The 24,045-nt window shown below is 55.7% G+C and carries 23 protein-coding genes; 5 read left to right on the forward strand and 18 right to left on the reverse strand.

Annotated elements, in window-relative coordinates; genetic code table 11:
* Window positions 1-44 precede the first annotated feature (44 nt).
* Genes MKK04_RS16280 through MKK04_RS16300 form a run of 5 tightly spaced genes read right to left on the reverse strand, consistent with a single transcriptional unit; the run spans window position 45 to window position 7,170 of the window.
* Window positions 45-806 (reverse strand): DUF6339 family protein, encoded by a 762-nt coding sequence (locus MKK04_RS16280; protein WP_135001989.1) that lies wholly within the window; start codon window positions 804-806, stop codon window positions 45-47.
* Window positions 806-1,714, reverse strand: a complete 909-nt coding sequence (locus MKK04_RS16285) for a hypothetical protein (RefSeq protein WP_135001990.1) — start codon at window positions 1,712-1,714, stop codon at window positions 806-808. The genes MKK04_RS16280 and MKK04_RS16285 overlap by 1 nt, the downstream gene beginning before the upstream one ends.
* The gene (locus tag MKK04_RS16290) at window positions 1,711-3,561 is read right to left on the reverse strand and encodes a hypothetical protein (RefSeq protein ID WP_135001991.1); all 1,851 of its coding nucleotides are present in this window, start codon (window positions 3,559-3,561) and stop codon (window positions 1,711-1,713) included. The genes MKK04_RS16285 and MKK04_RS16290 overlap by 4 nt, the downstream gene beginning before the upstream one ends.
* On the reverse strand, window positions 3,558-4,550 hold the full coding sequence (locus MKK04_RS16295; protein ID WP_241105686.1) for a PD-(D/E)XK motif protein: 993 nt from the start codon (window positions 4,548-4,550) through the stop codon (window positions 3,558-3,560). The genes MKK04_RS16290 and MKK04_RS16295 overlap by 4 nt, the downstream gene beginning before the upstream one ends.
* Window positions 4,543-7,170, reverse strand: coding sequence for a Z1 domain-containing protein (locus MKK04_RS16300; RefSeq protein ID WP_241105687.1), 2,628 nt, complete (start codon window positions 7,168-7,170; stop codon window positions 4,543-4,545). The genes MKK04_RS16295 and MKK04_RS16300 overlap by 8 nt, the downstream gene beginning before the upstream one ends.
* Window positions 7,171-7,699: 529 nt before the next feature.
* Here MKK04_RS16300 and dcm point away from each other — a divergent pair.
* Together dcm and MKK04_RS16310 are read left to right on the forward strand one after the other, a co-directional pair.
* A complete protein-coding gene (gene dcm / locus MKK04_RS16305; RefSeq protein WP_135001994.1) occupies window positions 7,700-9,124 on the forward strand; it encodes a DNA (cytosine-5-)-methyltransferase in 1,425 nt (474 codons plus the stop codon).
* A gap of 83 nt (window positions 9,125-9,207) precedes the next feature.
* Complete coding sequence (locus tag MKK04_RS16310) at window positions 9,208-9,627, forward strand: very short patch repair endonuclease (protein ID WP_241106812.1); 420 nt, start codon at window positions 9,208-9,210, stop codon at window positions 9,625-9,627.
* 115 nt (window positions 9,628-9,742) lie between these two features.
* On the opposite strand, the gene MKK04_RS16315 is transcribed toward MKK04_RS16310, so the two are convergent.
* Window positions 9,743-10,912: a type II restriction endonuclease gene (locus MKK04_RS16315; protein WP_241105688.1), complete on the reverse strand. Its 1,170-nt coding sequence runs from the start codon at window positions 10,910-10,912 to the stop codon at window positions 9,743-9,745.
* Between the two features lie 149 nt (window positions 10,913-11,061).
* On the opposite strand from MKK04_RS16315, the gene MKK04_RS16320 reads away from it, so the two are divergent.
* Both MKK04_RS16320 and MKK04_RS16325 read left to right on the forward strand, forming a co-directional pair.
* A complete protein-coding gene (locus MKK04_RS16320; protein WP_241105689.1) occupies window positions 11,062-11,820 on the forward strand; it encodes an HNH endonuclease in 759 nt (252 codons plus the stop codon).
* A gap of 510 nt (window positions 11,821-12,330) precedes the next feature.
* Window positions 12,331-12,468 carry a hypothetical protein gene (locus MKK04_RS16325; protein ID WP_241105690.1) on the forward strand — a complete coding sequence of 46 codons (138 nt, stop codon included), beginning with the start codon at window positions 12,331-12,333 and terminating at the stop codon, window positions 12,466-12,468.
* A gap of 295 nt (window positions 12,469-12,763) precedes the next feature.
* On the opposite strand, the gene MKK04_RS16330 is transcribed toward MKK04_RS16325, so the two are convergent.
* From MKK04_RS16330 to MKK04_RS16355, 6 genes are all read right to left on the reverse strand, one after another.
* Window positions 12,764-12,970, reverse strand: a complete 207-nt coding sequence (locus MKK04_RS16330; RefSeq protein WP_241105691.1) for a hypothetical protein — start codon at window positions 12,968-12,970, stop codon at window positions 12,764-12,766.
* A complete protein-coding gene (locus tag MKK04_RS16335) occupies window positions 12,960-13,268 on the reverse strand; it encodes a hypothetical protein (RefSeq protein ID WP_044047026.1) in 309 nt (102 codons plus the stop codon). The genes MKK04_RS16330 and MKK04_RS16335 overlap by 11 nt, the downstream gene beginning before the upstream one ends.
* A 119-nt stretch (window positions 13,269-13,387) precedes the next feature.
* Complete coding sequence (locus MKK04_RS16340) at window positions 13,388-13,594, reverse strand: hypothetical protein (protein ID WP_241105692.1); 207 nt, start codon at window positions 13,592-13,594, stop codon at window positions 13,388-13,390.
* Window positions 13,595-13,617: 23 nt separating this feature from the next.
* Entirely contained in the window at window positions 13,618-13,830 is a 213-nt protein-coding gene (locus MKK04_RS16345; RefSeq protein ID WP_241105693.1) for a hypothetical protein, read from the reverse strand.
* A gap of 42 nt (window positions 13,831-13,872) precedes the next feature.
* A complete protein-coding gene (locus MKK04_RS16350; RefSeq protein WP_241105694.1) occupies window positions 13,873-14,385 on the reverse strand; it encodes a DUF2514 family protein in 513 nt (170 codons plus the stop codon).
* Complete coding sequence (locus MKK04_RS16355; protein WP_241105695.1) at window positions 14,382-14,870, reverse strand: glycoside hydrolase family 24 protein; 489 nt, start codon at window positions 14,868-14,870, stop codon at window positions 14,382-14,384. Before MKK04_RS16355 ends, MKK04_RS16350 begins: the two co-directional genes overlap by 4 nt.
* Window positions 14,871-14,915: 45 nt before the next feature.
* Here MKK04_RS16355 and MKK04_RS16360 point away from each other — a divergent pair, with 45 nt between their 5' ends.
* Window positions 14,916-16,943 (forward strand): acyltransferase family protein, encoded by a 2,028-nt coding sequence (locus MKK04_RS16360; RefSeq protein WP_241105696.1) that lies wholly within the window; start codon window positions 14,916-14,918, stop codon window positions 16,941-16,943.
* Window positions 16,944-17,023: 80 nt separating this feature from the next.
* On the opposite strand, the gene MKK04_RS16365 is transcribed toward MKK04_RS16360, so the two are convergent.
* Genes MKK04_RS16365 through MKK04_RS16390 form a run of 6 tightly spaced genes read right to left on the reverse strand, consistent with a single transcriptional unit; the run spans window position 17,024 to window position 24,020 of the window.
* Complete coding sequence (locus MKK04_RS16365; protein WP_241105697.1) at window positions 17,024-19,435, reverse strand: hypothetical protein; 2,412 nt, start codon at window positions 19,433-19,435, stop codon at window positions 17,024-17,026.
* Between the two features lie 37 nt (window positions 19,436-19,472).
* Window positions 19,473-22,526 (reverse strand): host specificity factor TipJ family phage tail protein, encoded by a 3,054-nt coding sequence (locus MKK04_RS16370; protein WP_241105698.1) that lies wholly within the window; start codon window positions 22,524-22,526, stop codon window positions 19,473-19,475.
* Entirely contained in the window at window positions 22,523-22,900 is a 378-nt protein-coding gene (locus MKK04_RS16375) for a hypothetical protein (protein ID WP_241105699.1), read from the reverse strand. Before MKK04_RS16375 ends, MKK04_RS16370 begins: the two co-directional genes overlap by 4 nt.
* A gap of 2 nt (window positions 22,901-22,902) precedes the next feature.
* A complete protein-coding gene (locus MKK04_RS16380) occupies window positions 22,903-23,382 on the reverse strand; it encodes a DUF1833 family protein (protein WP_241105700.1) in 480 nt (159 codons plus the stop codon).
* Window positions 23,379-23,849 carry a transposase gene (locus MKK04_RS16385; protein ID WP_241105701.1) on the reverse strand — a complete coding sequence of 157 codons (471 nt, stop codon included), beginning with the start codon at window positions 23,847-23,849 and terminating at the stop codon, window positions 23,379-23,381. Before MKK04_RS16385 ends, MKK04_RS16380 begins: the two co-directional genes overlap by 4 nt.
* Window positions 23,850-23,876: 27 nt before the next feature.
* Window positions 23,877-24,020 carry a hypothetical protein gene (locus MKK04_RS16390; RefSeq protein WP_241105702.1) on the reverse strand — a complete coding sequence of 48 codons (144 nt, stop codon included), beginning with the start codon at window positions 24,018-24,020 and terminating at the stop codon, window positions 23,877-23,879.
* Between the last annotated feature and the right edge of the window lie 25 nt (window positions 24,021-24,045).

Consider the following 24,045-nt stretch of genomic DNA (forward strand, 5'->3'; position numbering starts at 1 on the left):
TGGTGACCTACGGCCGCCACCTGCCTTATGCCGGCGCAAACCTTTCATGGGGCAGATTCAATGGACATCGCATCTTCGAAAACCGCCGCCACAGTTTCCTCAAGCTGCTCTGCATCCAGATAAGCCAGATCGATCACCTCGTTACGAATACGAAGAATCTTTATAGCTCTGCGCATGATGTCCTCCATTGTGCCTTTTTCTATTTCGATTGCCGCCCTCATCCAGCCCTCCGCCACAGCTGTCGCAAGTCGCTGGGAGCTGGCAATGGAGGGCCTTTCAAATATCTGTACCATCGCATCCTCGGGTAGTGCTTTAACCAGACCCCAGCGGTCAGGATGGTCCTCTCCACGATCAAGCCCCTTACCGCGCATCCAGAGCCGCTGAAACGTATTTCGGTTCCCACCGGCAAACCGGCTACGACTTTCACCCGGGAAGCGCCATACCACCAGATCAGGCACAATGACAGTCGCAAGAAATGCCCAAACATCATTCCTTAGCGCTTCGCCACTGGACAGTGCTGACGCCTGCGCAAGGTAGATCGTCGCCTCCTGATCGAACTCCGCCTTGGCGCTTTGGCTCACTACGCGAGGAAATCCTGCGCTTTGTGCGATCTCTTTGAGGCCTTGCCCGAGATCCAAAGCGGCCTTGCCCGATTTGTAACCACCGCTGGGAGCAAACGACAATACGTCCGAATAATCCGACAGGATATTCAGAGTAGATCGAGTATTTACGCCTGTCTCATGAAATCGTCCGAGGGCGGTATCCACACCTATTGGCTTCAGGCGAGGTAATAGTGCGACAGTCATTATTCTTCGCCCCCTAACTCGGCAGCTGCCAAAATCGATGCATGAAAACGGCCGGGAAAGCTTCGACGCAAGACGCTGATACTTTGGCGGTTCTGCCCACTAAAAGCGGTTTCGATCCAGATACGGGTCTGTTGTCCGATGGATCCCTCTTCAAAACTTACCAAAAAATCATCCTCACTCTCTTGATCAAGCGCGGTAGTAATCATTTGTGTCATGACATCAGCTACGATCGCTTGAAGCAAAAGCCGGTCTCCGTCCACAAAGCGCTGCGCGACCTCCTCTATGTCAGCGTTCACGTAGAGCCGCACATTGCCCCCGAAGTCGGCATGAAAGTTTGACGGGTCCCACTGTACATACCAAGGAGCGTTCTGCTCAGGCATACCCTGAAAGCTGTCAGTGAAACTCGTGAGCTCGATCGGAAAGCGCGATCCGCCACCATCCTCGATGAGGACGCGCAGATCCGTATGCCAAAGCTTCGCCCCTTTGAACCGGGGTGATAACTGATTCCCTGATGCAGTGGGCCCATCGAGGAGAATTCTGACTTCAAGATAAAGCTGGGATGAGAGCGTATGCCCTGCAAGTGTCGCTTCGAGACGTACACAGGTTTCGTCACTATCAAGAATTTTTATGCACGCATTGTGGGTTACGCGAGGAAGCGACCCTGCGCCGGTCCCAACCACGAGCACTGCGGCAAGCTTGAGTGAAGCAGGGTCGAGAGCCAGATCCAAAGCAGCCTGATCAATGTCAACAGTGACATCCACTCCGACCTCCAGATCTTTCTCGTAGTCCCAGTCCTCCAGGATTTCGCCAAGAGGAAACCGCGGCTGACCTGGTTCACCGATCGTCCAACCATTTAGCACAACAGAGTCATCGGAAAGTGTGAGAAATGGCAGAGCAATTCTTCTCATTGATCACCCTCCTTTACAAAAGCCAAGCGTACTCCGACGGCGGCATGAACTGTACTTAACACCCGAATAGTCACAATACCACTCTGCTTGCCCACTTCCAGAGTATCGCCACAGGCTACTTTCTGCGAACCGTCCAGATCCATCTTCAATACCCTGGATCCAAATCCAGGTGGAAGGTCCTTGCTGTCCGTCATCCCACCATCTGCGATGAGTCTTGCTTCAGCAAGCAATTTAAGATGCTCATCTCTCTCGTCGTTACGCAGTTCGGCTTCAAAAACCGCACATGGCTGATCATTTTCGTCAATTTCAAGTCGCAAAAACCTGGGCACAGACACGGATAGGTCATCACACTTGCGGGGTGTACGAGAATTAGCTGTGGTTGGTTTGCCTGGTCCTTTACCCGAAACAGCATCCAGAAAATTTCCCAGTCTGGCTGCAGTCTTCGCTAGCGAGGGACCTTTGGTTCTTTCGCTCGCAACAATCGTCGAGGTCGGGGAAGCGTAGGTTTGGGCATGATGGTCAAGACGTTTCAGTGCAATCCTGACCATTGACTTCGCGTCTGAGCCAGGGAGCATGTCAGGCACCCAATCATCATGCGCAGGGGGCTCCGCCTTTGCGAAGGCTTCTTCTACTGATTTCTCATCCGAACAGATGAAAACGCCCGCCCATTCGTAGCGCGTATCCGGGAACGGTGCACCGCTTATATATTTGACGACGAGTTCCACAGGCCGCATCACCGCGATGTGGCTCGCCTGATGGGGCACCTTGGAATCGTCATGAAGGGCTACTGCAGAGCGGGTAGCACGCATCCCCCTCTTGAGCGCGAGAGCCCCTAGGGGTTTGTACGGCTTGTCCCGTTGTATCCGAATGATATCGCCGTCAACATTGCGATGCTCGGCAATGGCAGCAGAAAATAAATCTAGCGGTGGAAACTGCTCGGGTCGAGGAATGGGGACTTCGGTTTGCTCTATGAATAACCGAATATCCAGTTTCCTCTCCACTGGAGTCGTCTGCGTGAGTCGAGGCCAGAAGTTCCAGAGTATCGTCTCGATAATCTCATCCGCGACTGTGCGTGCCCCCTCGGCCACGTAGGGGTCAAGGATCATGACTGTCGTACCAGTCAGGAGGTGCGCACGTGCCGGCATGCCCAAGCATGCTGCAAGCTCTTCAGCTATTCCGCCTGTGGCCGGGTCGATACCGCCTTCGTTATCTTTGATACCCCACCAGTGGCGCCCGGTGAAACGTTTTCTCCTGCCGTCCGATGCAATGGCGTCAAAAGCACTGCCGAGGTGACAACCCATGAACCTTCTCGTCTGGGTGCCGCTCGCGGTGGTTTGTGTATCGACAAGAATAGTGGAGCAGGCGCTCATCGCGTAAAGGGAGCTTTTGCCATACCCGTATGTACCTCCCCCATTATGGGTATCCCGCGCAACACCGACATTTCGCAGGAAATTCACGAAATCTAGCGCTTCGTCACCTTCTGCAACGGCATCACCTGACGTCGGACCGCCTAATCCAGTGGTATTGAAGTCGCAGATCTCCAAAACCTTCAGATCGGACTTCCCTAGGGTCTCCTGGATGGCCCCTGCAGTTTCGTCGCAAGCGATTTGATCGGATAGCACTTGGTTTAGGAGAAACCTCAACTGCTCCGATGTCAGCGTGCGATAGCGGACATGGATGGTGGGGCCTTTTCCCAGACGCCCCGCATCGATGCTGTTCTGAATGGATTCCCGCAGCACTGTCTGCAAAAGATCCTGTGCAGGGCAGCCAAGCAATTTTTTGAAGCCGTCGGCGGCGATATTACCGGTGCGCGCGAATGGTTCGCTGAAGAGTTCCAACAGGCTCATTTCGAGATTCTCTCGAAGGCGCACATCTGCTCACTTTCAGAGAGCTCGTATGCGGTGGCATGGGTCAGGTCTACGGTATACGTCAGATTGCTCACGCCGGCCGGGAGTGATTTTGACTCGAATGCCGAACGGGTGACTCTGGGGAAACCAGGCCCAACCTGATAGGTCTTGATCGACCAGTCGGAGTAAGCAATGCGATTCCATTCCGGAGCGTCGGGGCTTTGACAACCGATTGCAGCCAAGCGCTCATTGAGCGTTGAAGTATTCACTCCGCTGGCTTGCAACTGTTTTACCAATTCCGCGACGGACAACTCGCCGCCCCTTGCCTTCTCAATGTTGACATGCGCCAGTACAAGCGAGCCCTCGTCAGGCAGCTCCAGTTGGTCTATGCCGTTGATACCTATCTGCATCGTATCCAGGCGACCGGAAGTCTTCACTTCCAGAGCGTGAACACCCCTGCGGAAGTCGTGGCGCTGCCCCAGCGGCCCCGACCACGCATCGACAGCGCCAGGGTCTATCTTCACCAGTTCACGAAGTACCAGCAGTTCGCCAACAAGCCCCAGTATTGCACTTTCAGGAGTTTGCGGAGTCGATGTTTCCCCCAGCAATACGCGGAAATCATGAATCGCGCTTGCAACTGCCGTGTGAGGCGAATCTCCGTTTTGCAGGCGCCTGAGAATTGCCTCCGCCAGCTCCGCAAACACTGCATTCAGCGTTTTTTCAAGGCACATGACGTCAATGAACCGGACACTCTTACCCGCGACTGCAAGACTGACGATGGATATCGAGAGCTTGCTGGTAGAGGTGAGCCCTACTGGATGATACCCACTGGTTGGGACCAACAGACGGGGTTCGCCATGCAGGCCGATTGCGTAACGTACGACACCGAAGCCAGTGTCGATGCCGGAGTCCAAAGTCGGAATCTCGACGACGCCATCGCCCCTCTCACTGGAGCGAAGTTGCGACCACCGATGAAGAGGATTATGCATCGGCAGTCTGCGCCTCTTCATCTGCAACGAGCTCTTCCAATGCTTCGTCGATTTTTTCTTCCGATGGAACATCCAGCTCCACCGCGTAGTACGCACCAGCGTGATCCTTGACGCCTGGAAACACGATACCGATTCCAATGAGGTCATCGGCGGCATCTAGCATGACACGATTTTTCGTGCTCGCCATTGGCGGAGACTCTTGGTCAATCGCATACAGCAGTAACAACGGCTTAGCGGGTCTTCGGCTTTTGAAAGATGCCCACGAGTCATCATCTTCGTCGCTGGAGGGACTTAACGCGTCGATGAGAATATCGTTCTTCGACATCAAGGCCTTGATGTCGGCATAGCTTCGCTCCGAAGCGCTCAACTGCGCGCGGCGGTTGGTAGGAATTGGACCTAACTGCCCCAGCGGCTTGCGAGAGAGACTGGATCCAGGTGTGATGAACCCCACGTTCCAGGTTTGCAGTTGTTGTCCTGCCTTATCGATGTAAGCCAGCAGCATTTCTCTTTTCAGATCCATATGCTGGTCGCAGATCTCGTAGGTCTTCAAAAACTTTCTGATCAATGCCAGCGGTATGTCCTGGGCGAGTTTTCGATTTCCCAAGTCCTTGATATTGTCAGCGCCAATGTCATCCACGAGGCAGCTAGCAGCAGACCAGTTGGCGCTGACCACTCGTTCACTTTGATGGTCAAAGCGAATGGTCTGTACATGACGCCCTTCAAAGCTGATGCTGGTACGAAACGCGTGGCGCATTTTCGCCGCCGAAGTAATTGCCATCCCAGGAATGGCGCGCACCTTCACTGCGAACTCCGCAGGAGTGGTCTTGTATTCGCTGTACCGCGCGATGTCGTCGCGAATTTCCTCCTCGATGCGCGCAAGCGCCCTGAAGCTTGAAATCAGCTCAGCCGTAGTCCAGAGACGGGGAAGATCCTCGTAACCATTTCGATACCCGAACCAGCGGCCCATCTGAAGAAGGGTGTCGTATTGCATCGAAGTGCGAAGGAAAAAGGATACGCAGAGCCCTTCGATCGTCAGTCCCCGAGCTAGCACTGCTCCACCGATCACTACATAGGTTTTTGGGCCCTTCGTGTAGTCCAGCCGTTTCTCGCTGACCCCGTTTTCGATGGCAACCTCCAGGGCTGCAAGCGTCTGCTGGAGATGTGGCAAAAGCTGTTGCAATGTCGGAGGGCTTACGTCGTGCTCGAGTGGAACCGCAGAAATTTCACGGTTGAAGATCGTGCTCAATCTCGCAGAAATATCTCCGTTACCTGTAGCCAGATCAGTACCGTGCGTCTTCAGCCATCCACAAATGACCGCGTCCATACCTTCGTGCTGAGAAATAAGCGGTGATGTGTGGATGAGCATCGACATATGCTCGTGTCCTTGGCCTCGCGCTCGACGTATGGAACACGAGATGAGGAACCAGAGGAGCGCTTCCTCCAGCTCCTCTGTCATCTGCGGCTTGAAGTTTTTATCGCTTGCGCGAGCGGGACGCAAAGTATTCAGTTTCTCCACCGGTATGGTCCGTATCATGTCCCGGCCGGCTTCTTCTGTACTTTCGTTGTCGGCGTCCTTCGGATCGAAACCGAACACCTCCCTCGCCCCAAAATAATTGTCGGACCGAGGTAGCGCTGTAATGAAATCTTCAGGGTAAAGATCGTCCAGTTCGTCCTTGTTGCGCGGATACGGATCGATAAAGACGTTGGCAAACGGCGTGGCGGTGTAGCCCACGTAAGAGACCGCAGGAAGAGCCCGGATGATTTTCCGAATCTCTTCGTTGATTCGAGTCATGTCCTCGTCATTGTTCGAAGCATTTACTGATGCCTGATCGCACTCATCATCGATGATGAGTACCTTGAGTTGCGCCTGGACATTCGTCGAGGTGCTACGCCCCTTGTCGTCGACGATCGTTCGGCGGAACGCTTGCAGACGTGAAGCAACTTTTTTCATTACTACCAACTGAGCGCGACCTGGCACGGGAAGCGCGAAGTGCCGACTGGCCGGGATCTCAAAGTCACCGTCGTCTTTGCTCTCCGTCCACAGCTGCCATAGGTGACTGTGGCGCATTACGACGTCATTTTCGATTCGGCTCTGTGTCTGTGCCCTGAGCTTATTGGTGACACCTGCGAGAAGAACAATGAGGTTGTAGCCTGCATCTACTGCCTTGGCGATGACGGCAGTCATGTTGGCCGTTTTGCCTGACTGAACGTAACCCACGACAAGCCCGCGGTGACGAAATTTGGCCGCAGAGGGGTTTGCCAACAGCGAGACCACCTCCGACGAGCTTTTGTTTATCGATTTAACAGCGTCCTTGTCCCAGCCCTTGACGTTGGTCAAGTAGCCTTCGAGCGCTGGCCAGTGAACGTCGCTTGCACTCGGCCCGGTGTACCACTCCTCCCTCGACTTGATGAGCGAAGAATGACGCAGGACCTCCACACTCCCCAACGACACGACGACACGTGCGAGGGCGATCGCAAGGTTCTTATCCATGTCGGCGGAAAACGTAATGCCAAAAACTGAAGCCTCTCGTTTGATGGCTTCTGCAGCCGTGGCGGGGCTTTCATGTGTCGGAAGCTTTTCGCGGATCTGCTTCTCGAAGATATCAATCTGTGAGGTCATCATAAGCTTCCTGCAATTCCTCAGGCCAATTCGGCAAGGTTGAGCTCCTGACATCCTTGGCGAATGGTCGGCCCATTATCGTAATTCGGTTCACCGTCAAGGACGGGGTCTGCATGCCAACTGGACAGGGCTTGTCGCGAGTCCTCAGCGCAGCTGCAAGCATCGACTGGTAGCACAGTAATATCAATACCCTTATACCATTCGCTGATACATCTCTGCCGGTGCCCCAATCTCAAGCGCCCGGCCAACCCGGCCTGTGTCTCGGCAGGGCATCACCTGCGCTGCAGCAGGTCTGAGGCAATTCTAAGCACAAAGGCTCTGTGCCGCGTCACGGCAACCAGAGTGCCATTACGAATGACTGTAATCATCCGGAGACACAAAAGAAGCTGCTCACTATACTGTCTGCATATACAGTACACATAGCCCGTGCAATGCGCGCAACCATGGCAAATGGGCGGTTTACAAAATCCTGATAAGGAATAAAATGGTGACAGCACATCACACGTTTGACCCAGAGGAATACGGACTCATGAACCTTTTCGAACCTCACGCTCTCGAGTCCGCAGAGACCGAATCGCAAAGCTCTCAGGAGCTACAGCCGCAGCAAGACCTAGCGCTGCTTCGCCAATTGCTGGAGATTTACGACCAAGGACAAATTGCTTCAAAGCTGAATGAGATTGGCTCTACACATTGTCGAGAAACCGTGAACCGGTGGATGAAGGGCAAAGCTGTCCCGAGGCTTACCCACCGGGAGTTCGTACACCTGCAATCTTTTCTGCCCAAGCGCCCTGAAGGTAAGACCTCCTTTCGTTTTATCGATCTTTTTGCGGGGATTGGTGGAATCCGAAAGGGTTTTGAGGCGATCGGCGGTGAATGTGTGTTCACATCTGAATGGAACGAGCATGCTGTCCGCACCTACAAAGCCAATCACTACTGTGATCCCGCCCGGCACCGCTTCAATCAGGACATCCGCACCGTTACCCTTTCTGATCAGGCAGAAATAAGTGAAGAAGAGGCATATCGCCACATCGATCAAGAAATCCCTGATCACGATGTACTCCTCGCAGGTTTTCCCTGCCAGCCTTTTTCGCTAGCAGGTGTATCCAAGAAGAATTCCCTGGGGCGCAAGCATGGTTTTGAGTGCGAGACCCAAGGCACACTTTTCTTTGATGTCGCTCGGATTCTAGCGGCAAAAAAGCCCGCAGCATTTCTTCTTGAGAATGTGAAGAACCTCAAGAGTCATGACAAAGGTAAGACTTTCCGCATTATTTGCGAGACATTGAATGAGCTAGGCTATGAGGTGGCAGATGTCGAAGCCCCTAAAGGCCAAGACCCTAAAGTAATTGATGCCCGGCACTTTGTCCCCCAACACCGAGAGCGAATTGTGCTCGTAGGATTCCGACGGGATCTTAACGTTCACGGCGGGTTCACCCTTAAAGAAATCGAAAAGCTATATCCATCAGCTCGACCAACTTTCGGCGACCTTCTTGACGAAAAGGTTGACGCCAAATATATCTTGACACCAAAGCTATGGGAGTATCTTTATAAGTACGCTGAAAAACATCGCCAGAAAGGTAATGGGTTCGGGTTTGGCCTGACTCGACCAAACGATGTAGCCCGTACATTGTCTGCTCGATATCACAAAGATGGCTCTGAAATTCTCGTTGATCGTGGCTTCAATGAAAAGCTGGATTTCTACGGAGAATTGAATCAAATCAATCGCCCTCGCCGACTCACGCCTCACGAATGCGCCAGATTGATGGGATTCGATAAGCCCGGCGAAAGCAAATTCGTTATCCCGGTATCTGATACTCAGGCTTATCGACAGTTTGGCAACTCGGTCGCCGTACCTGTTTTTGAAGCAGTTGCCCGACTAATGAAAGATCGAATCCTTGCAGCCAAGGCCAAAACGGATCAGAATCAAACGCAGCTGGAGTTCAGCTTGCCTGCGTAACCTCTGACCACTCAGGGTGCGCCGCACCTTGAGTGGGGTTCATTTTGGTTGATATTGTTGATCCTGTGACGCGATCTCGCATGATGTCAGGGATAAAGGGGAAAAACACCTCTCCCGAGCTCGTCATTCGCAAGGCCCTCCATGCCCGAGGCTTTCGCTTTCGCATACACACAACTCACCTGCCGGGCAAACCCGACCTAATTCTCCCCAAGTTCAGAGCAGCAATTTTTGTTCATGGTTGCTTCTGGCACGGCCATAATTGCCGATACTTCAAGACCCCCAAAACTCGTACAGAGTTCTGGATGGACAAAATAGAGAAAAACAAAGTACGAGACGCAATTCAAATAGCCAAACTTAATGAGGCTGGCTGGCGAACTCTAATCATATGGGAGTGCGCAATTCGGAAAATGAAGAGTGAAAACTCCATTACCCTGATCGACACTGTGGCAGCATGGCTATCTCAAAACTCAACCTTTCACGAGCTTGACGAACAGAACACATAGACTATCAACTTTCAAATCAGAAAAGCTCTTCAGCAAAATCAACCAGCCAACACGCAGTAGCCGGCACCCTCAGATGCGTTTAAATCAACAACACTGCCAGGCCACACCATAGAGCTCAAGAAATCATATATCTCACACGCTCCAGATACGCAGCCAAATTTAGCAGCCATTCTTTCTGCTCGCTGCCATAAGTTCCAAATAGTGCCGACGGGACGACCAATCGCAAATTATGGGCTTTCATTTCATTAGTCTGATTCAAACTTATAGCCGGTTCCAAGGTAAAGAGATGCTTTTCCTTTATTCGACATGCCTCTGCCAACACCTGCCGCCAACGATCTTTGCATGTAGACTTCGAAGCAAGCATCACTAGCCGCTCGTCTGGGTAATTTAAATCACTATATTGCTTCTGCCCCGGAAATAAAAAGTCTGCAGTTGCTCGGTTCTCGGTAATCACTTGCCGACCAAAGGGCAAGCCATGAGCTTCAAAAACGGCAGCCAAATGATGTTCCAATGCGTGCCCAACGCGTGATTTACGCCTATTCTGTACACTCAGCGAGAACCGGATAAAGTGCTCAACATCAGAAAACCCTTTATCCAACTGAGCCTGAACAATTTTCCGCTCAAGCGTTCTAAAGAGCATCTCCTCATGCTCCATCCAAGCTAGCAGTGCGGAATCAGGATCCGTTTGGACCGGTTCCGCCATCCTGCAGGTCTCACGGACGAAAGAGCTGAACTCAGCCGTTACCGGAAAACGCTCCCCAAATCGATCGACAATCTTACCAAGCCAGTCATCATTATAACTGCGAACCTCAATACCCAGTTCTTCAAGTATCATCACCTCAATAATGCTTACTTGCCTTCTATCTTCGACTTCGTGGACCTCAAACCCCTTCATAGGCAAGTGATCAATATCAAAAAGCCAGCGAATCTGTTGTTCACTGGTGGAGCCACGCGGACTAACCACTAACATTAGAGTTTTGTCTGGACGAACAGCGAGAACACAAAAGTCTCCTTCTGACATCCGATTCGTAACCGCATTTTCTCGATAGTACAAACGGTACTCCGGCCTCCGGTGAGCCTGACGTAGCCGGGTATCGTACCAGGTAAGTCCACCGGTAGCTTTTAGCGGGGTATCACTTTCATCGTCGAAGTATAGAAAAGTACCTTCGAAAGAAACCTTATGCTCTCCCGGGTTACCCAAAATCTGTACGAAGGCATTAGAGCCGATCTCATGCTGATGAGATCGAGGGGTGGCGTCAACAGCAGACAAATGCTTGGCAGCCACTCCCGTAAAGTGCTGTCGGAGGCTTCCCATCCTTTTTAAATTCCTGTGCGACCCCAAAGACAGACAGGATAGCTAGAACACGCCCCGTAGACAACTGGCACTACGCCACCTAATCTACACTACCACATGTAGCCTCAGAGGGACCTCAAATGGCAATTGTTGACTGGAGCCTGATTTTTGACAATTGGGGCATCAAGCGCGTAACCCCCACTGACAAAAGCAAAAGCGCCTACGTCGTTACAACTGAACAAGAGATAGCTATCCAAAAAGCTGGAATCCTCCCTTCCGAGAAGCGCCCAGGCATCCCGTTTGAAATTAAAATACCCCTAAATACTGCCTTCACTAGCATCCAAGCATCTTTCTATCACTCAAATCGATCGCTTGAAGCGGATAGAGGGCCGGAGCCGCGGATCGGCCGAAAATTCATTAGCCAGTGGCTAACAGTAGGCGATGATGTCCTGCTTGGTAACATCGGGCAGACGCTCTGCGCCATCAAGCTCGAGTCCGTGAAAGATCTTACCACTGAAGAGGTGATAGAAGAGCTTGCCCTAAGATCTCCACCCCCAATTATCTTTGCTCTAGCAAAGAGAGCCCCCACAAAACCTAAGAAAAAGGAAATCATCAAAAACGATTTCATTCGCAACCGATTCGTGGTGATGGCAGCAATACTCAGAGCGAAAAATTCCTGTGAGATGCCAGGCTGCACTGCAAAATTATTCAAACGAAGCGATGGCAGTAACTATTTGGAAGTTCACCACATCACCCCACTCAGCGAAAATGGCGCTGACAATCTTGACAATGTAGCCGCCTTATGCCCGCACTGCCATCGCGAACAGCATCACAGTGGAGATCGCAGCAAACTGCGCAAGGTTCTGAAAAAACACATCAAGTCAATTTCACAATATTAAATCCCAATTAGCCTGGCTCAGCGCTTCTAGAGATGGTTTGAAATTGTCACGTGCCTCTGAGCGGCACCGGATCATCTGCACAAGTTGGTCTTGTTCAGGTGAGCATTGACCCCCAAGAGCTGGAGGCCTGCAAGCCGAGGCGGAATTGAGAGCTCTTTATGTCAGCGCTGGGCACCAGCGCCTTCCTGTACCAGCCGAGGCTACCGGCTTGAGACTCAGGCAAAAAAGCCGGGACGAGCGACTAGTGGTATTAAGCAACCAAACAATGTCGATCATCGATTGGCAGCGATGCATCAGCCGTGAGCGTTTTCCCCATGCAGCAGCACAAGCTATACACCAAATGAATCACTCGGCTTAGAATAATGCGAAAGGGCGAAAGAAAGGTCTAGCAGTAGCAAAGTCTACGACCGCCACTCCTGGTTTCGCCTCCATACGGATTCACGACCTTAAGATTACTTTCACCAGGAAGCTGAAAGCGACAGCCCTCAACAAAGAGGAGCGCAAGCCTTATTGAGCCGCAAGAACAGCAACGCGACCAGCCACCACTCTGATGCAGAGCTTGATCAACTGATTGAGGCGGCAAACAAAGTATCGGCCACCGATTCGCGCGGACCGTTCCTGGCTATTTTGAAGAAGAGGATTGGATGATGGAAAGGCAAAGTCACTCGAAAAGTCGCCAGCACCAGAAACAACAAAGCCACCCGAAGGTGGCTTAGTCGTTTAAATAATGGTCGGGACGGAGTGATTCGAACACTCGACCCCTTGCACCCCATGCATGCCAAGCCAGCTAAAGGCATGATACCACAGCATTTTTTGGCGCGCTCGCTGCAACCGACTGCCCATAGGTGCTCCCAAGCGTTCACGAGAGTCACGCATTTCTCACGCAGCCCAGGCTGCCCATCCCGGCGTTCTGCCGACCGTTTCCCTTCCTTTATATAGCTGCTCACAGATCGGCGCCATCCAGCGCCCACAGCCTGGCCGACTCGACGATCTCCAGCATGTCGACCAGGTCGCTGTCATCGACCTCTTGCCGCCGACGCGCGGCATAGGCCATCTCATCGAGCACCGCTGCGCGCCCATCAGGGTCAGCCACTAGGGCAGCCTGGTCGTTCAGCTCGGCCAACCAGGCCTGCGGAAGCTCAGTTGCCATAATCGCCCACCGCCCTGCACCACCACGACTGGGCGTAAAGGGCGCCGTCGATTTCCTCAACCCCGTTGATGTTGAGGCCGAGCTGGGCCATGCCATTGAGCTTGGCGTCGTGCAGCCGGGGGATTATGTCGGGTCCGGGTGATGGGTTGAACACCCACGCCTGGGTCGAAACCCGGCCCAGCGGCTCACTGTGGTGGTCACCGATATGGATGTCGGCCCGCAGGGGCTGGATCTTCCTGAGCTGATCGGAAGGGATGGCCACGCCATTCACGCGGCGGCGAACGAGGAGGAAGTACATGCTGCACCGAATACTGTATATGGATACAGTATTTCAGCATCAGGTAAAGCAACCGCGCCAGTACCGCTCGGCGGACTATGCGTGGTTGCTCAGGAAGGATGTCGACACATGCGGCCCGATCAGTGAATCGGGCCAGCAGGGCCGCCTAACGCTTTGAGCTGGTAGTCGGTGACCGCCTGGAATTGCGATTCGGCAATCAGCCGTAGACGCTCCACCTCTTCCGGCGGCTCACCCAAAGCCTGGGCTTCGTGATAACGCTTCATGGCGTCCACGGCGTCGGTGTACATGGGATGGTCAGGGTAAAGGATCGGCGGCTTACACTTCATCGGGGTCCATCCTGAGGAGGCCATCACTGAATGGTAGACGGTGCCCGCCCTGCTTGGATTAACTGGTAATCGATAACCGCTTGGTATAGCGAATCCGCCAATAGACGTAGGCGCTCGACCTCTTCAGGCGGCGCGCCAATATCCTGGGCTTGGTGGTATTCCCGTATGGCGTCGATGGTCTGCTGGATCAGCGGCTCGCCGGCATCGACAATCCCAATGAAGGTGCGCTTGTCCATTGCCCTGCTCCGTCCCGGTGGACGCCTCATTATAGGCAGTCGCTACGGAACCTTCATGCGGTCAACCACCCCCTCACAGGCCACCCCGGCTATTCGGCTTCGCTCAAGCGCTGTCGCGAGGTCTCCCGCCATTCGGTCAGCTTCCTCAAGCAATCCCCCGAGCACCACGACGGCAGAGGTTCCTGCTTGGCGCTGCTGGGCAGCGATGGCATGGCAGGTGGCTCGGTGGCCATCCCGCAATCTGGCGATTTCCCCGCGCAGCCCATCAGCAGCAGACTCAGCATCAGCGGCGCGGCTTTTGGCCAGTTCCAGTTTCTTGCGTGCACTCTCACCCTCCTCGTCTGCCACCTTCTGGCGGCGTTTCTCCTCGGCGCGCGCTTGTGCTGCAACTCGCCGATTGTTCTCTGCGACCACCAGGCGGTAGTCGGCCAGTTCGGTGCGTGCCTCAGCTGTCCCGACCTGGGCTACCACCACCCGGTACTGCTGACCGCCGGCGACCAGCACCAAGGCGATCAGCCACCAGCACCAGGCCGGTACCGCGCCGAGCCAGCTCACGCCAGCACCCCGCAGAGCTTCTGCCACTGAGCCAGCAGCTTTTCCAGGCGGTGCGGATTTTGGCCGTAGCTATTGCCCGGGAAACTGGCCCAGATGTTCGAGCACTTGGCGATCGCCTGCTCGATGCGGCCGGCCTTAATGTCGTCCAGGGCATTGCGCTCGCGTATCTGCTGCAGCGCGATGCGGTCCTGGTTCTCCGGCGTGAACCCGCCCACCAGGCGCAGGCTGACTCTGTACGCATCCCAGTAACGCTCGAGCAACTGGTACCGGCCGGCGGCGGTGCTGGTAACCGGCTTACCGTTGATGGGAAAGGTCAGCTTGCGCCGCGGGTGATCGGAATACCCCTGGAACAGTCCGCCACCATACAGCACGTTGTAACCGTCATCGCTCGCCTTGATGGTCGAGGTGCCTTCAGAGAAGGCGATCAGGTCCAGAAACCGGAGCACGTTCGCGCCTCCGGCCTGGGTCTCGGTGAGTCTGGCCATGTTTTCTCCAGGCACAAAAAAGCCCGCGAATGCGGGCAAAAAGGTATGATTCGCGGCTTATTCAGCGGACCCATGAAAGGGAATTCAAAAATGCAAGGCAAACACCTAGCCTATCGCCCCGACATAGACGGGTTGCGGGCTTTGGCCGTTCTGGCGGTCACTGTTTTTCACTTCAACAAACAGTGGCTTCCGGGCGGGTTTGTTGGGGTTGACGTCTTCTTTGTGATTTCGGGCTACCTCATCACCGGGATCATCTATGGCCAAGGCAACAATTTCTCATTCGCTGACTTCTACGGACGTCGCGTTCGCCGCATTCTGCCGGCAGCAGCATTCGTAACTGTAGTCACGATGCTCGCAGGGTCGTTCTTGCTGCTTCCAGCGGACGTGAAGACACTGTCTGAGTCAGCTATCGGCGCCACTTTGTCTGCAGCAAACGTCTACTTCTGGCTATTCCTTGATACCAGCTACTTTGCTGCCTCATCTGATACTGTCCCGCTGCTACATATGTGGTCACTCGGTGTCGAGGAGCAGTTCTATCTGGTGTGGCCGGCGCTGATGATCATTGCCATGAAGATAGGCGGCAAGCGACTGTTGGCAGCAACCGGTGTTGTTCTAGCCGTCGCGTCGTTTGCAATCAGCGAGTACTTCCTTTCCCGTGACCCGTCCTTTGCCTACTACATGCTGCCTTCTAGGGCTGGCGAACTGCTTGTGGGTGCCCTTCTTTTCCTTTGGATGGATTCACGCCGTGTTTCCGCTTCCGCAGCGAATATCGCGGGTCTTGTGGGGCTGGCCATGGTTGCCGGCGCCGTTGCTTTGCTCGATGAGAAGAATGGTTTCCCGGGCGTACGATCGGTTATCCCTTCGGTAGGTGCAGCTCTTCTTATTCTTGCCGGCACCAATCAGTCCAGCCCCCTCACCAAGATTTTAGGAAACCCAGTTGCTCGATACATCGGGCTTCGTTCCTTCTCGCTCTACTTGTGGCACTGGCCAGTACTCGCCTTCTACCGATATGCCTACGGGGAGCCAACCCTAGCTGGCGGCCTGGCTTGCGCAGGCCTGATGGTAGTTTTGACGCTGATTTCGTATCACCTGATCGAAACCCCATTCCGGTCAAAAAGCCCTATGTGGCTCCTCACCAAGGCAGGCCCAATCGTTGCGACGAGTGCCGGGATCATCGTCGCAGGGTATGTGCTAATCAATAACAAAGGCTACTGGCCAACCTCGTCCGGTTACGAGTACAGAAAGCTCATATCCCAACACGATTACAACACTAAGCCCGCAAGCCGCTTCCCGTTCAACTGCCAGATGATGAAGTACGATCCATCCAAGTGGACACAGGATCAATGCGTCAACGGCGACAAGTCGGTTCAACCTGAAACACTGCTTTGGGGTGACTCGAACGCTGCGCACTATGTCGGGTACTTCAAGGCTGTCGGCGAAGCACAGCATTTCTCAATTCGGAATATCTCACATTCTTCCTGCCCTCCAGTCTTGGATGCATCCGGACTGATTTCGCAGGACAGGGTTAAATCATGCGCCGAATTTAATAAAAGAGCTTTCGTCGAATCCAAAAATTATAAGACAGTTATTGTTGGTGCGTCTTGGGAGATATATGCAAATACTGGCAAAAGCGGCAGAGAAAAGTTTTCGCAAGCCATCGCTGAGCTAGCAAGCAATGGCAACCAAGTAATCATTGCGCTCAATGTCCCTATCTTCACCGGCCTCGATAGGATGTGCACGGCGAAAGCTCTTCGCATCCCTGGCATGAACTGCCCTGCCACAGCATTAAAGGCAGATGTCGGAGATAGCGACATCAACAACTATCTCAAACAGGTTGCCAGCCAATACCCTAACGTGACCACTTTCGATATTCGCTCGCAGATCTGCAAGAACGGTACTTGTTCAGCCTATGATCAAGAGACTCTTCTCTACTACGATCCTTGGCACATCAGTATGATCGGCTCTGAGATTCTCGGGCGGTCTGCCTTGAAATCTGGGCGGGTACCTCAAGCCATTTCTGCTTTGGCGCCTTCCGCTCGATCTGTAGGACAAGTTGGCACAGAAGGGCTGTAACGCTCGATTTTTCGAACATTGGCATTTGATCTCCAGCCGCCTCAAGAAGAGCCCGCTCCCTGCGGGCTCTTCTATCTGAATCACTGCATCTGGGTATTACCGAACGCATAGGCGGCAGCCGCAACGTCTAGCCCTCTCGTCCCGATCACACGACCCTCCACTGAACGTCCAGCCGCCGACGGGACCGGCTTCACCCGACCCATCCCACCATCTGCATCAAGCCCCCAAGCCAACCACGGCTTACCGCCCTTGTGATACAAAAACCCACAATTCACATCGCCAACGACAAACTCGTTGGGGGCAATGGCATAACCACCACGCCACTTATAGCCCTGGCCCGGTTGGAACGTGGTGTGCACGCCAGAAATTACCGCTTGGTAGAACTTCCAGCTACCGCTGTTACGCCTGGCGAAAGGTAGGGTTGGAGACACGTAACGACCGTCACCGGCCTCATAGGTACGATCCAGCCAGCTGGCACAGAAGCCGCGTGTAGGGTGGTAGCAGACTGCCGCGAAAACCTCCGGCGCAAGCGTCTTACTCTGCGCACTCACGGAGTCTGGGTTTGATTGAAGAAGCGGACCACGATTATCGCCAAGGTAATGGACCCACTCAGGAAAAGCGGTATACACGCCCATTTGCGGGCCGTTATCAATCTTCGCGATGACTTCCTCCAGCGCTTCAAATTCAACCATCAGCTCTGCAGACCCAGGCTTCACATGCAAGGTGAAGTGCTGCCTGCCGACATAGCGTTTAGCAATCAGCGTGTTGTAAGCCATAAGATCTACCGTCCAAGTGAAAGTCGCTTCACTGGCCGGCCCTGAATAGACCCGCCCAGGAGGTATCATCTGGCCGTTGACGGAGCACTTGAGGTTGGCCATTTTCGCTGTCGGCGTTTGCTCGGTGGGGTCGGATTCGTCCCAATGCCCGCCTCCCGTGTATTGTTCCTCCCCACCATCACCATCGTTCACCGCCTGAATGGTCATTGGGGGAAACCAGTCCGTGTTCCACCCGCCAAGATCCTCCCATGCCGCCGACTCTACAGCGGTGAGCGCCGCAATTTTCCAGCCCTTGAAGTTGAATAACTGATTTACCTGATTGGGGCCGAACTTGAGCATGAACATCTGATTCGAACCGTGCGACCACACGAAATCAAAGTTGTTGCCGGTCGTCTCTGCCTCAACCCACATGTTTCCAGCCTGCAGCTGCTTCGTCGGCGCGCCCTGGCTCTCTCCGATGAAGTAGCAAGTTGGATCAACAATCCAGCTTCTCCCGGCCGCACCGGTACTGTTGGCGTCGATTGGAGTTCCGGCTGGAGGCAAGGCAGATGCATCCAAAGTAATCCGAAATCGCATGTTTTGACGCAACTGCGGTGTAACCGTAACGGTCTGTACGCCGCCGGCCCGGTCAATGTTAGGCGCAGGGTTTACATGACCATGGATCTGGGTAATAGCGCCAGTGGTCTCATAGGTTGCAGCATCAGCTTCATACAGAATCCACCCGAAGTCAGCGTCTCCGCCAATACTTTGCTGATTCTGTTGGTACGAGATCAGGTAATACTTTCCAGCCTCCGCACCGGTGATCTCAACCGCAAGCAGCAGGGAGTTCATCGCAGTGTTAGCAGGGGATGTGATGGCCCCAGAGGTGCTGCCACGGGTCTTCTGCCGAAGCGGGTAGCTTTTCCCTTTGTTGATGCTCAGCGAGTCGTCTCGCACTACCGGCGGCGCAGAATATCGAGAGGGATCTACGATCCAGCTTCGACCGGCGGCTCCGGTACTGTTGGAGTCGATCGCTATTCCAGCTGCCGGGAGCTGGCTAGCATCCACCACGATTTTGAAACGAATGTCTGGCCGCAGATTCGGCGTAACGATCAGCGTCTGGACTCCACCAGCGCGATCGATGTTCGGCGCCGGATTGGTATGCGAGTGGATCTCGGTAACCGCGCCAGTAGATGCATATGTCGCGGGGTCGGCCTCGTAAAGAATCCAGCCGAATTCATAGCTTCCGCCGATGCTTGAGCCGTTCCTCTGAAAAGAGATCAAGTAGTATTTGCTCGGGTCCGCTCCAAGCACCTCGCAGTTCAGTAGGAAGCGGTTCATCATCGTGTTCGCAGGTGAAGTAACTCCCCCTCTGTTCATCGGGCGAAGCGGATACGCCTTTCCTTTGTTGATGGTCAGCGCATCCGCCAACCAGGACAGCAGGGACGAGATTTCCACCGCTACGCCAGCATCGTTCCGGTAACGGGTCTCAAATACATCGCCCGTGCCTGGCACCGAGAAGAAGCGGTTATTGGTGCCAGTTCCACTGGTGGCGGCCAGGCCGGCTGCAACAGTGGTATAGGTACCCATGCTGGCGAGGAACTCGGCGTAGATCTTTTTCAGGGTCGGCTTGGTAATGCCATTGATGACGACAGTGTCGTCATTGGACAGGAACAGCGAGTTTGCGTTGGCAACAAGCTGCTCAAACAGCTGCAGAGATTCTGCGCCGGAGGCCATAGTCTTTCCTCTTCATACCCACAGGGGCTGGTGTAAATCAGGCGGGTGGCGACTGGTCGTCGTAGGTGTAAACGCGGGCGTCGTAGGGCATTCCCTTCATGGCGACGTTGCCGTTTGCGGGGTCGGAGCTGGTGATCAGGGTTGGGTAGGCCCAGCGTGTTGCGGGGCCGAACAGGATGTGCGGAGGCTCAAGCGGGCCGTCGACCACGGGCGTGAAGTCGAGCGCATCCACCCGAACTGCGTACTGATCAACCTGCGTGGCGGTCCACGGACCAGACAGCGTGCCGTCCAGCTTGCGTACGCCAATCCGGTGCTCTCCGCCGGCGCTGAAGTCCAGCGGCTCGGACGAAGTCAGCAGCGTTCCCGCCCCAGTCACCTCGAAGGCCAGCAGGATCGCGCTCTGGCATCCCTTCGGTCTGTCGTCGGCAACCGCCGCGAAGCTGAGATAGCCGCTGTTGCTGCCGTCCATCTCGGTTTCCCAGGTGTAGACGTCGGTCCGGAACTTCTGGTGTCCACGGCGACGCATGCCGATGCGCCAAGCCCTTGTCCTGTCGCTGATGCCGGGCATCTTTATCTTCTCGACCTTGTTGCCCATGTCACCCGGCCATCTGCATTCGACCGTCTCCCATGCCCAGGTGGTACTCGAGAAGTACTCGACATCAACGCCGTCGAAGTCGTTGATCGACGGCATGGCGCCGCTGATCTTCAGCATCTTGGTCATGTTCTGCGGTGAGTAGGTCTGCGTCTTCGGGCCGTAGGTGACATCGAACGCAGCGCGGGCGCTGTCCCGCACAGGCCGCAGCAGACCACGGAACGTCACCAGTTCGCCGAACCCGCACGCCAGGGCGTTGTTCACCATGTCCTTCACGGTGATCGTCGCGTCCAGCGTCTCGTCATAGGTGTCGCCACGGGCTACGCAGATTTCGTGGAAGGCCTGCCACTCAGGCAGATCCAGGTCGTCGTCCGTGTATCCGCGCTGCTTCAACTGGTGGATGCAGTACGGCACGATGTCGCGGGTCGGCCCCTTGCCGCCCTCCATCAGTGGCAAGATGCGCGTTGCTTCTCCGCTCACCTGGCTCTCCGATTGCGCAGACAGCCGGTCGCCGCCGCGGATGTTGCAGGTCATCACAGTCAGGCCTGGATAGCTCGTTGGCGAGTTCTGCATCCGCCCGCGCAAGTCCGTCCAGGTTGCGTCGTCGCGGGCCTCGTCGTTGATTCGCCCCGGACGGTCCTTGTACAGCTTGCGGACCCTGGCCTCGGCGCGCATTGGGTATGGCAGTGTCACCCGGTCGGTGAAGCCTTGAGCATCCAGCGAGCCGCCCGTCTTCATCAGTTCAATGACGGTCCAGGCACCGGCCACATCCATGTCCCGATACTCGAAGACGTAGTAGGTCGGAATCTCGTAGATCTGCCCTTCCCGTCCGATACCGGCAAGACCATTGGCGTAGGTCACCGACCACTCCAGCATCGTGACCTTCTCGTTCTCCGGACAACAGGCGAATGGCCCACGATATCCGCCCTGCAGGTTCGAGGCGTCCAGCGTGATCAGGCCGTTCACCGTCTGCATGGCGTTGAAGCCTGGCCAGCCGGTGTCGGTAGAGCCGGATGCAGTCAGGCGTTCCACCTCGAGCAGGCTCGTGCTGAAGGCCGTGATCCGGTAACGAAGCCCGCGCGGGCCGATGGTTGCCAGGCCCTGACCCAGTGCCAGGCCCACTACCGGGGATCCACCGTCATAGTCCAGGGTCATCTCCGCGGGCTGCTCGGGGATGGCACTGGTGGTGGCCGTACCGGTGACGCCTACTGGCGACGATCCCAGGATGGTGGATGCGCCGGTAGCGGTGATGGCCTGACCGGCGAACGGTGTCAGCTCGACGATACGCAGCACACTGCCGCTCACTTGCGCCTGGAACGGCTTTCCGCTGAACAGCGTATTGAGCGCCGACACCAGGCCGGACAAGTTCGTGGTCGCGGTGTTCAGCGTGATCGGGTAGCTGGTCGCGCCACGGAACAGGGTGAAGCTCAGCGGGGTTACGTCGAAATCATACCTGGTTGGCGCAGCGGCCCCGGTGAGAGTCGAAGCAGTGCCTGGGTTTGCTGGCACTTCTGGGCTGTATGGCGTGTAGCTGTGCACGACGTACAGGCCCGCATTGGCCCCTGCCACCTCGATCAGCATGCCCGGAGTGGGGTTCAGCATGTCCAGCGGACCACGCACGATGTCGCGCCCTGCCCCGCCGTCAATGACGGTGTAGGTGTAGGGTGCCAGTACGCGGACGATGATCCCGTTCGACCAGTCAGCCGGGAACTGGCCGGAGCCGTCCGGCACGCTGATCGTATCGCCGACGAACTGGTACGCCGAGGCGGTTGCCGACCTGGTCAGGTCGGTGGCCATGGTCAGTTCCAGGCCGGCAGAGCCGCTTGAGCTTGCCCCCACCTCTGGCGCGTTAAACCAGTTGATATGCGCCGGATCGGCAGACAGGTCGGCGCCTGGCGGATAGATGGTGAACGTAGCATCCGCGCCCAAGGAGATCAGCGGGGTTTCCCCGACCTTGACCTTGGCCAGCGGCACTTCGTACTCGCCTTCGCCGATGTACAGCAGCATCTCCACACGCTGGTCCCGAGGCGCCAGGAATGCCCGGCGCGGTTGGGTCAGGTACGACGGATAGACGCGCTGGTGGCCTGCGATCTGGCGCACCGGGTCGCCGAGCTTGACCTTGTTGCCCTTGGCACTGGCCTCGGTCAAGGGGTCGCCCTGCTGGGTGCCTGCGCTGGATGGCATGCCTGGCATCTTGGGCATGAGCAGCTTGGAGACCGCCTTAACCCCTGCGAATAGGGTAACCGCCATGAAAGCCTGTTCAAGACCTTTTGGCTCTCGGTAGATCTGCAGCAGGTCGGACGGCTTGAACTTCACCTTGTGCCATAGGTGCTGGCCGATGATCTCGTCGTTCAGCACCACGCTGAATGGTGGGCTTTCCCGGCGCTCGTACGACTGGGCCTGGCTCTTCAGCCACTCCTCGATCGTCATACGGCGGTCGGTCTTCCAGGTGCCGAGCGGCGCCGTGTTGCTCAGCTTGTTCGGATAAAATTCGATCATCGGTAATACACCACCCTCGGGTGAGCGGCTTCGAACTCGCCAGTCGTCCGGAGGCAGGCGCCGCCGGGGTTTGTGTCCAGCACCTTCAGGCGCCCTTCGCTTTCCACCACCACGCCGACATGCAGGCACAGCGCGCCGCGGAACACGGCAGCAATGGCGCCTGGCTCTGGGGCGCACTCCTCCATGCCCTGGCGAAGTTCGTGGTAGGCGGCGGTATTGGCCTTTGGCTTGCTCTTGCCAACGGCGCCCAGGCTGGGCAGCAGCGGCAGGCCGAACACCTCATGACGCACGGTGATGCACAGCCCCCAGCAATCGAAGGCAATAGGCCCCCGAGCACCCTCGCGATACGGGGCGCGCATGAATTTTTCGATCATGGTCAGATGTACTTCAGGCCAGGTGCCAGGGATGTGGTCAGGATGGTGCGGAGGCCGTTGGTGTTGAGCAGGTCGAAGAAGCCGGCGGTTAGCTTCGCCACGTTGTCTTCATACTCCCGGCTGAGCAGCGTCATGCGGCACCGCTCTTGTGGGAACGACAGGTCTTCGGCCAGGTATCGGCGGAAGGTGATGATGAATCGGTCGCCGGCCGCCTTGGCCTCCTCAACGACCTCCTGCACCTCGCCAGTCACGTTGTCCAGGCCAAGCACCAGGTTCTGGAACGCGCTGTTGTCGTTCTTGGGCAAGGCCAGGTCCATGGCCATCGCGATGAAGGTAAGCGTGCGGCCGTCTTCGGTCGTGCACACCCGGTCTTCCCAGCCCGAGCAGTACAGGTGGGAGACGGTGCCACCTTCCTTCCTGGCTTCGATGGTGTCGACCAGTTCGCCCCTGCCCGAGGCATAGCACTCCTCGATCAGGCTCATCCGAAGTACCTCGTGTACCACTTGTCCAGGCTGCCGGACAGCTGAGTGTTGAACTGGTCGAGCGGTATGCCCATGGCCGCACTAAGGTACTGGTCCTCGGTGTAGACAGGGCGCTTCTTGAACTCCAAGCGAGCAGAGAACCGCCAGCGCTTGATCTGAGCCAGTTCCCCGCCGACGGGGATGCTCTTGAAGTGGACCAGGTGCACCTGCATACCAAGTGGAGTCTGAAGCGGCATCTCGAACCACTCGACGCCAAGGTTCAGAGCCCAGGTATACCAACCCTCGAAGAGGGCGGCCTCCTCCTGACTGAAGTTGAATGTGAACTGAGCGGAGGTCGGCGGATTGCTGGTTAATTTCCGGTACCGCGTGCGCCCGGTGACCATCGGCGTAGCCCGCATCGGATCAACCGTGCTCAGGCCATACCCCTCCTGCAGAGGAAGTGGCAATTCTGCCGGGTATTGAATCATTGCCGTTCCTCAGCTGAGGTTTGCGTTTTAGGTGAGAGGGCTGAGGCCCAGCGCTTCCTCGATGCGGGCGAGTCGCCGCTGCAGCAGGAGCTCTTTCTCATCAGGGGGAACAATAGGATCGGGCGCAGTTGCGCCCGCCCCGCTGTCGGCCTCGTCAGTTTCGGTGGTCATGAGACTTCCTTAAGTCGGAGTAAGT

Source organism: Pseudomonas sp. LS.1a, from assembly GCF_022533585.1.
Classification (GTDB): domain Bacteria; phylum Pseudomonadota; class Gammaproteobacteria; order Pseudomonadales; family Pseudomonadaceae; genus Aquipseudomonas.

Bases quoted from the DNA above. Each gene is read 5' to 3' on its own strand.
- MKK04_RS16280 (WP_135001989.1), bottom strand. From the start codon at position 806: ATGACTGTCGCACTATTACCTCGCCTGAAGCCAATAGGTGTGGATACC.
- MKK04_RS16285 (WP_135001990.1), bottom strand. From the start codon at position 1,714: ATGAGAAGAATTGCTCTGCCATTTCTCACACTTTCCGATGACTCTGTT.
- MKK04_RS16290 (WP_135001991.1), bottom strand. From the start codon at position 3,561: ATGAGCCTGTTGGAACTCTTCAGCGAACCATTCGCGCGCACCGGTAAT.
- MKK04_RS16295 (WP_241105686.1), bottom strand. From the start codon at position 4,550: ATGCATAATCCTCTTCATCGGTGGTCGCAACTTCGCTCCAGTGAGAGG.
- MKK04_RS16300 (WP_241105687.1), bottom strand. From the start codon at position 7,170: ATGACCTCACAGATTGATATCTTCGAGAAGCAGATCCGCGAAAAGCTT.
- dcm (WP_135001994.1), top strand. From the start codon at position 7,700: ATGAACCTTTTCGAACCTCACGCTCTCGAGTCCGCAGAGACCGAATCG.
- MKK04_RS16310 (WP_241106812.1), top strand. From the start codon at position 9,208: ATGTCAGGGATAAAGGGGAAAAACACCTCTCCCGAGCTCGTCATTCGC.
- MKK04_RS16320 (WP_241105689.1), top strand. From the start codon at position 11,062: ATGGCAATTGTTGACTGGAGCCTGATTTTTGACAATTGGGGCATCAAG.
- MKK04_RS16330 (WP_241105691.1), bottom strand. From the start codon at position 12,970: ATGGCAACTGAGCTTCCGCAGGCCTGGTTGGCCGAGCTGAACGACCAG.
- MKK04_RS16335 (WP_044047026.1), bottom strand. From the start codon at position 13,268: ATGTACTTCCTCCTCGTTCGCCGCCGCGTGAATGGCGTGGCCATCCCT.
- MKK04_RS16340 (WP_241105692.1), bottom strand. From the start codon at position 13,594: ATGAAGTGTAAGCCGCCGATCCTTTACCCTGACCATCCCATGTACACC.
- MKK04_RS16345 (WP_241105693.1), bottom strand. From the start codon at position 13,830: ATGGACAAGCGCACCTTCATTGGGATTGTCGATGCCGGCGAGCCGCTG.
- MKK04_RS16355 (WP_241105695.1), bottom strand. From the start codon at position 14,870: ATGGCCAGACTCACCGAGACCCAGGCCGGAGGCGCGAACGTGCTCCGG.
- MKK04_RS16360 (WP_241105696.1), top strand. From the start codon at position 14,916: ATGATTCGCGGCTTATTCAGCGGACCCATGAAAGGGAATTCAAAAATG.
- MKK04_RS16365 (WP_241105697.1), bottom strand. From the start codon at position 19,435: ATGGCCTCCGGCGCAGAATCTCTGCAGCTGTTTGAGCAGCTTGTTGCC.
- MKK04_RS16370 (WP_241105698.1), bottom strand. From the start codon at position 22,526: ATGATCGAATTTTATCCGAACAAGCTGAGCAACACGGCGCCGCTCGGC.
- MKK04_RS16375 (WP_241105699.1), bottom strand. From the start codon at position 22,900: ATGATCGAAAAATTCATGCGCGCCCCGTATCGCGAGGGTGCTCGGGGG.
- MKK04_RS16380 (WP_241105700.1), bottom strand. From the start codon at position 23,382: ATGAGCCTGATCGAGGAGTGCTATGCCTCGGGCAGGGGCGAACTGGTC.
- MKK04_RS16385 (WP_241105701.1), bottom strand. From the start codon at position 23,849: ATGATTCAATACCCGGCAGAATTGCCACTTCCTCTGCAGGAGGGGTAT.
- MKK04_RS16390 (WP_241105702.1), bottom strand. From the start codon at position 24,020: ATGACCACCGAAACTGACGAGGCCGACAGCGGGGCGGGCGCAACTGCG.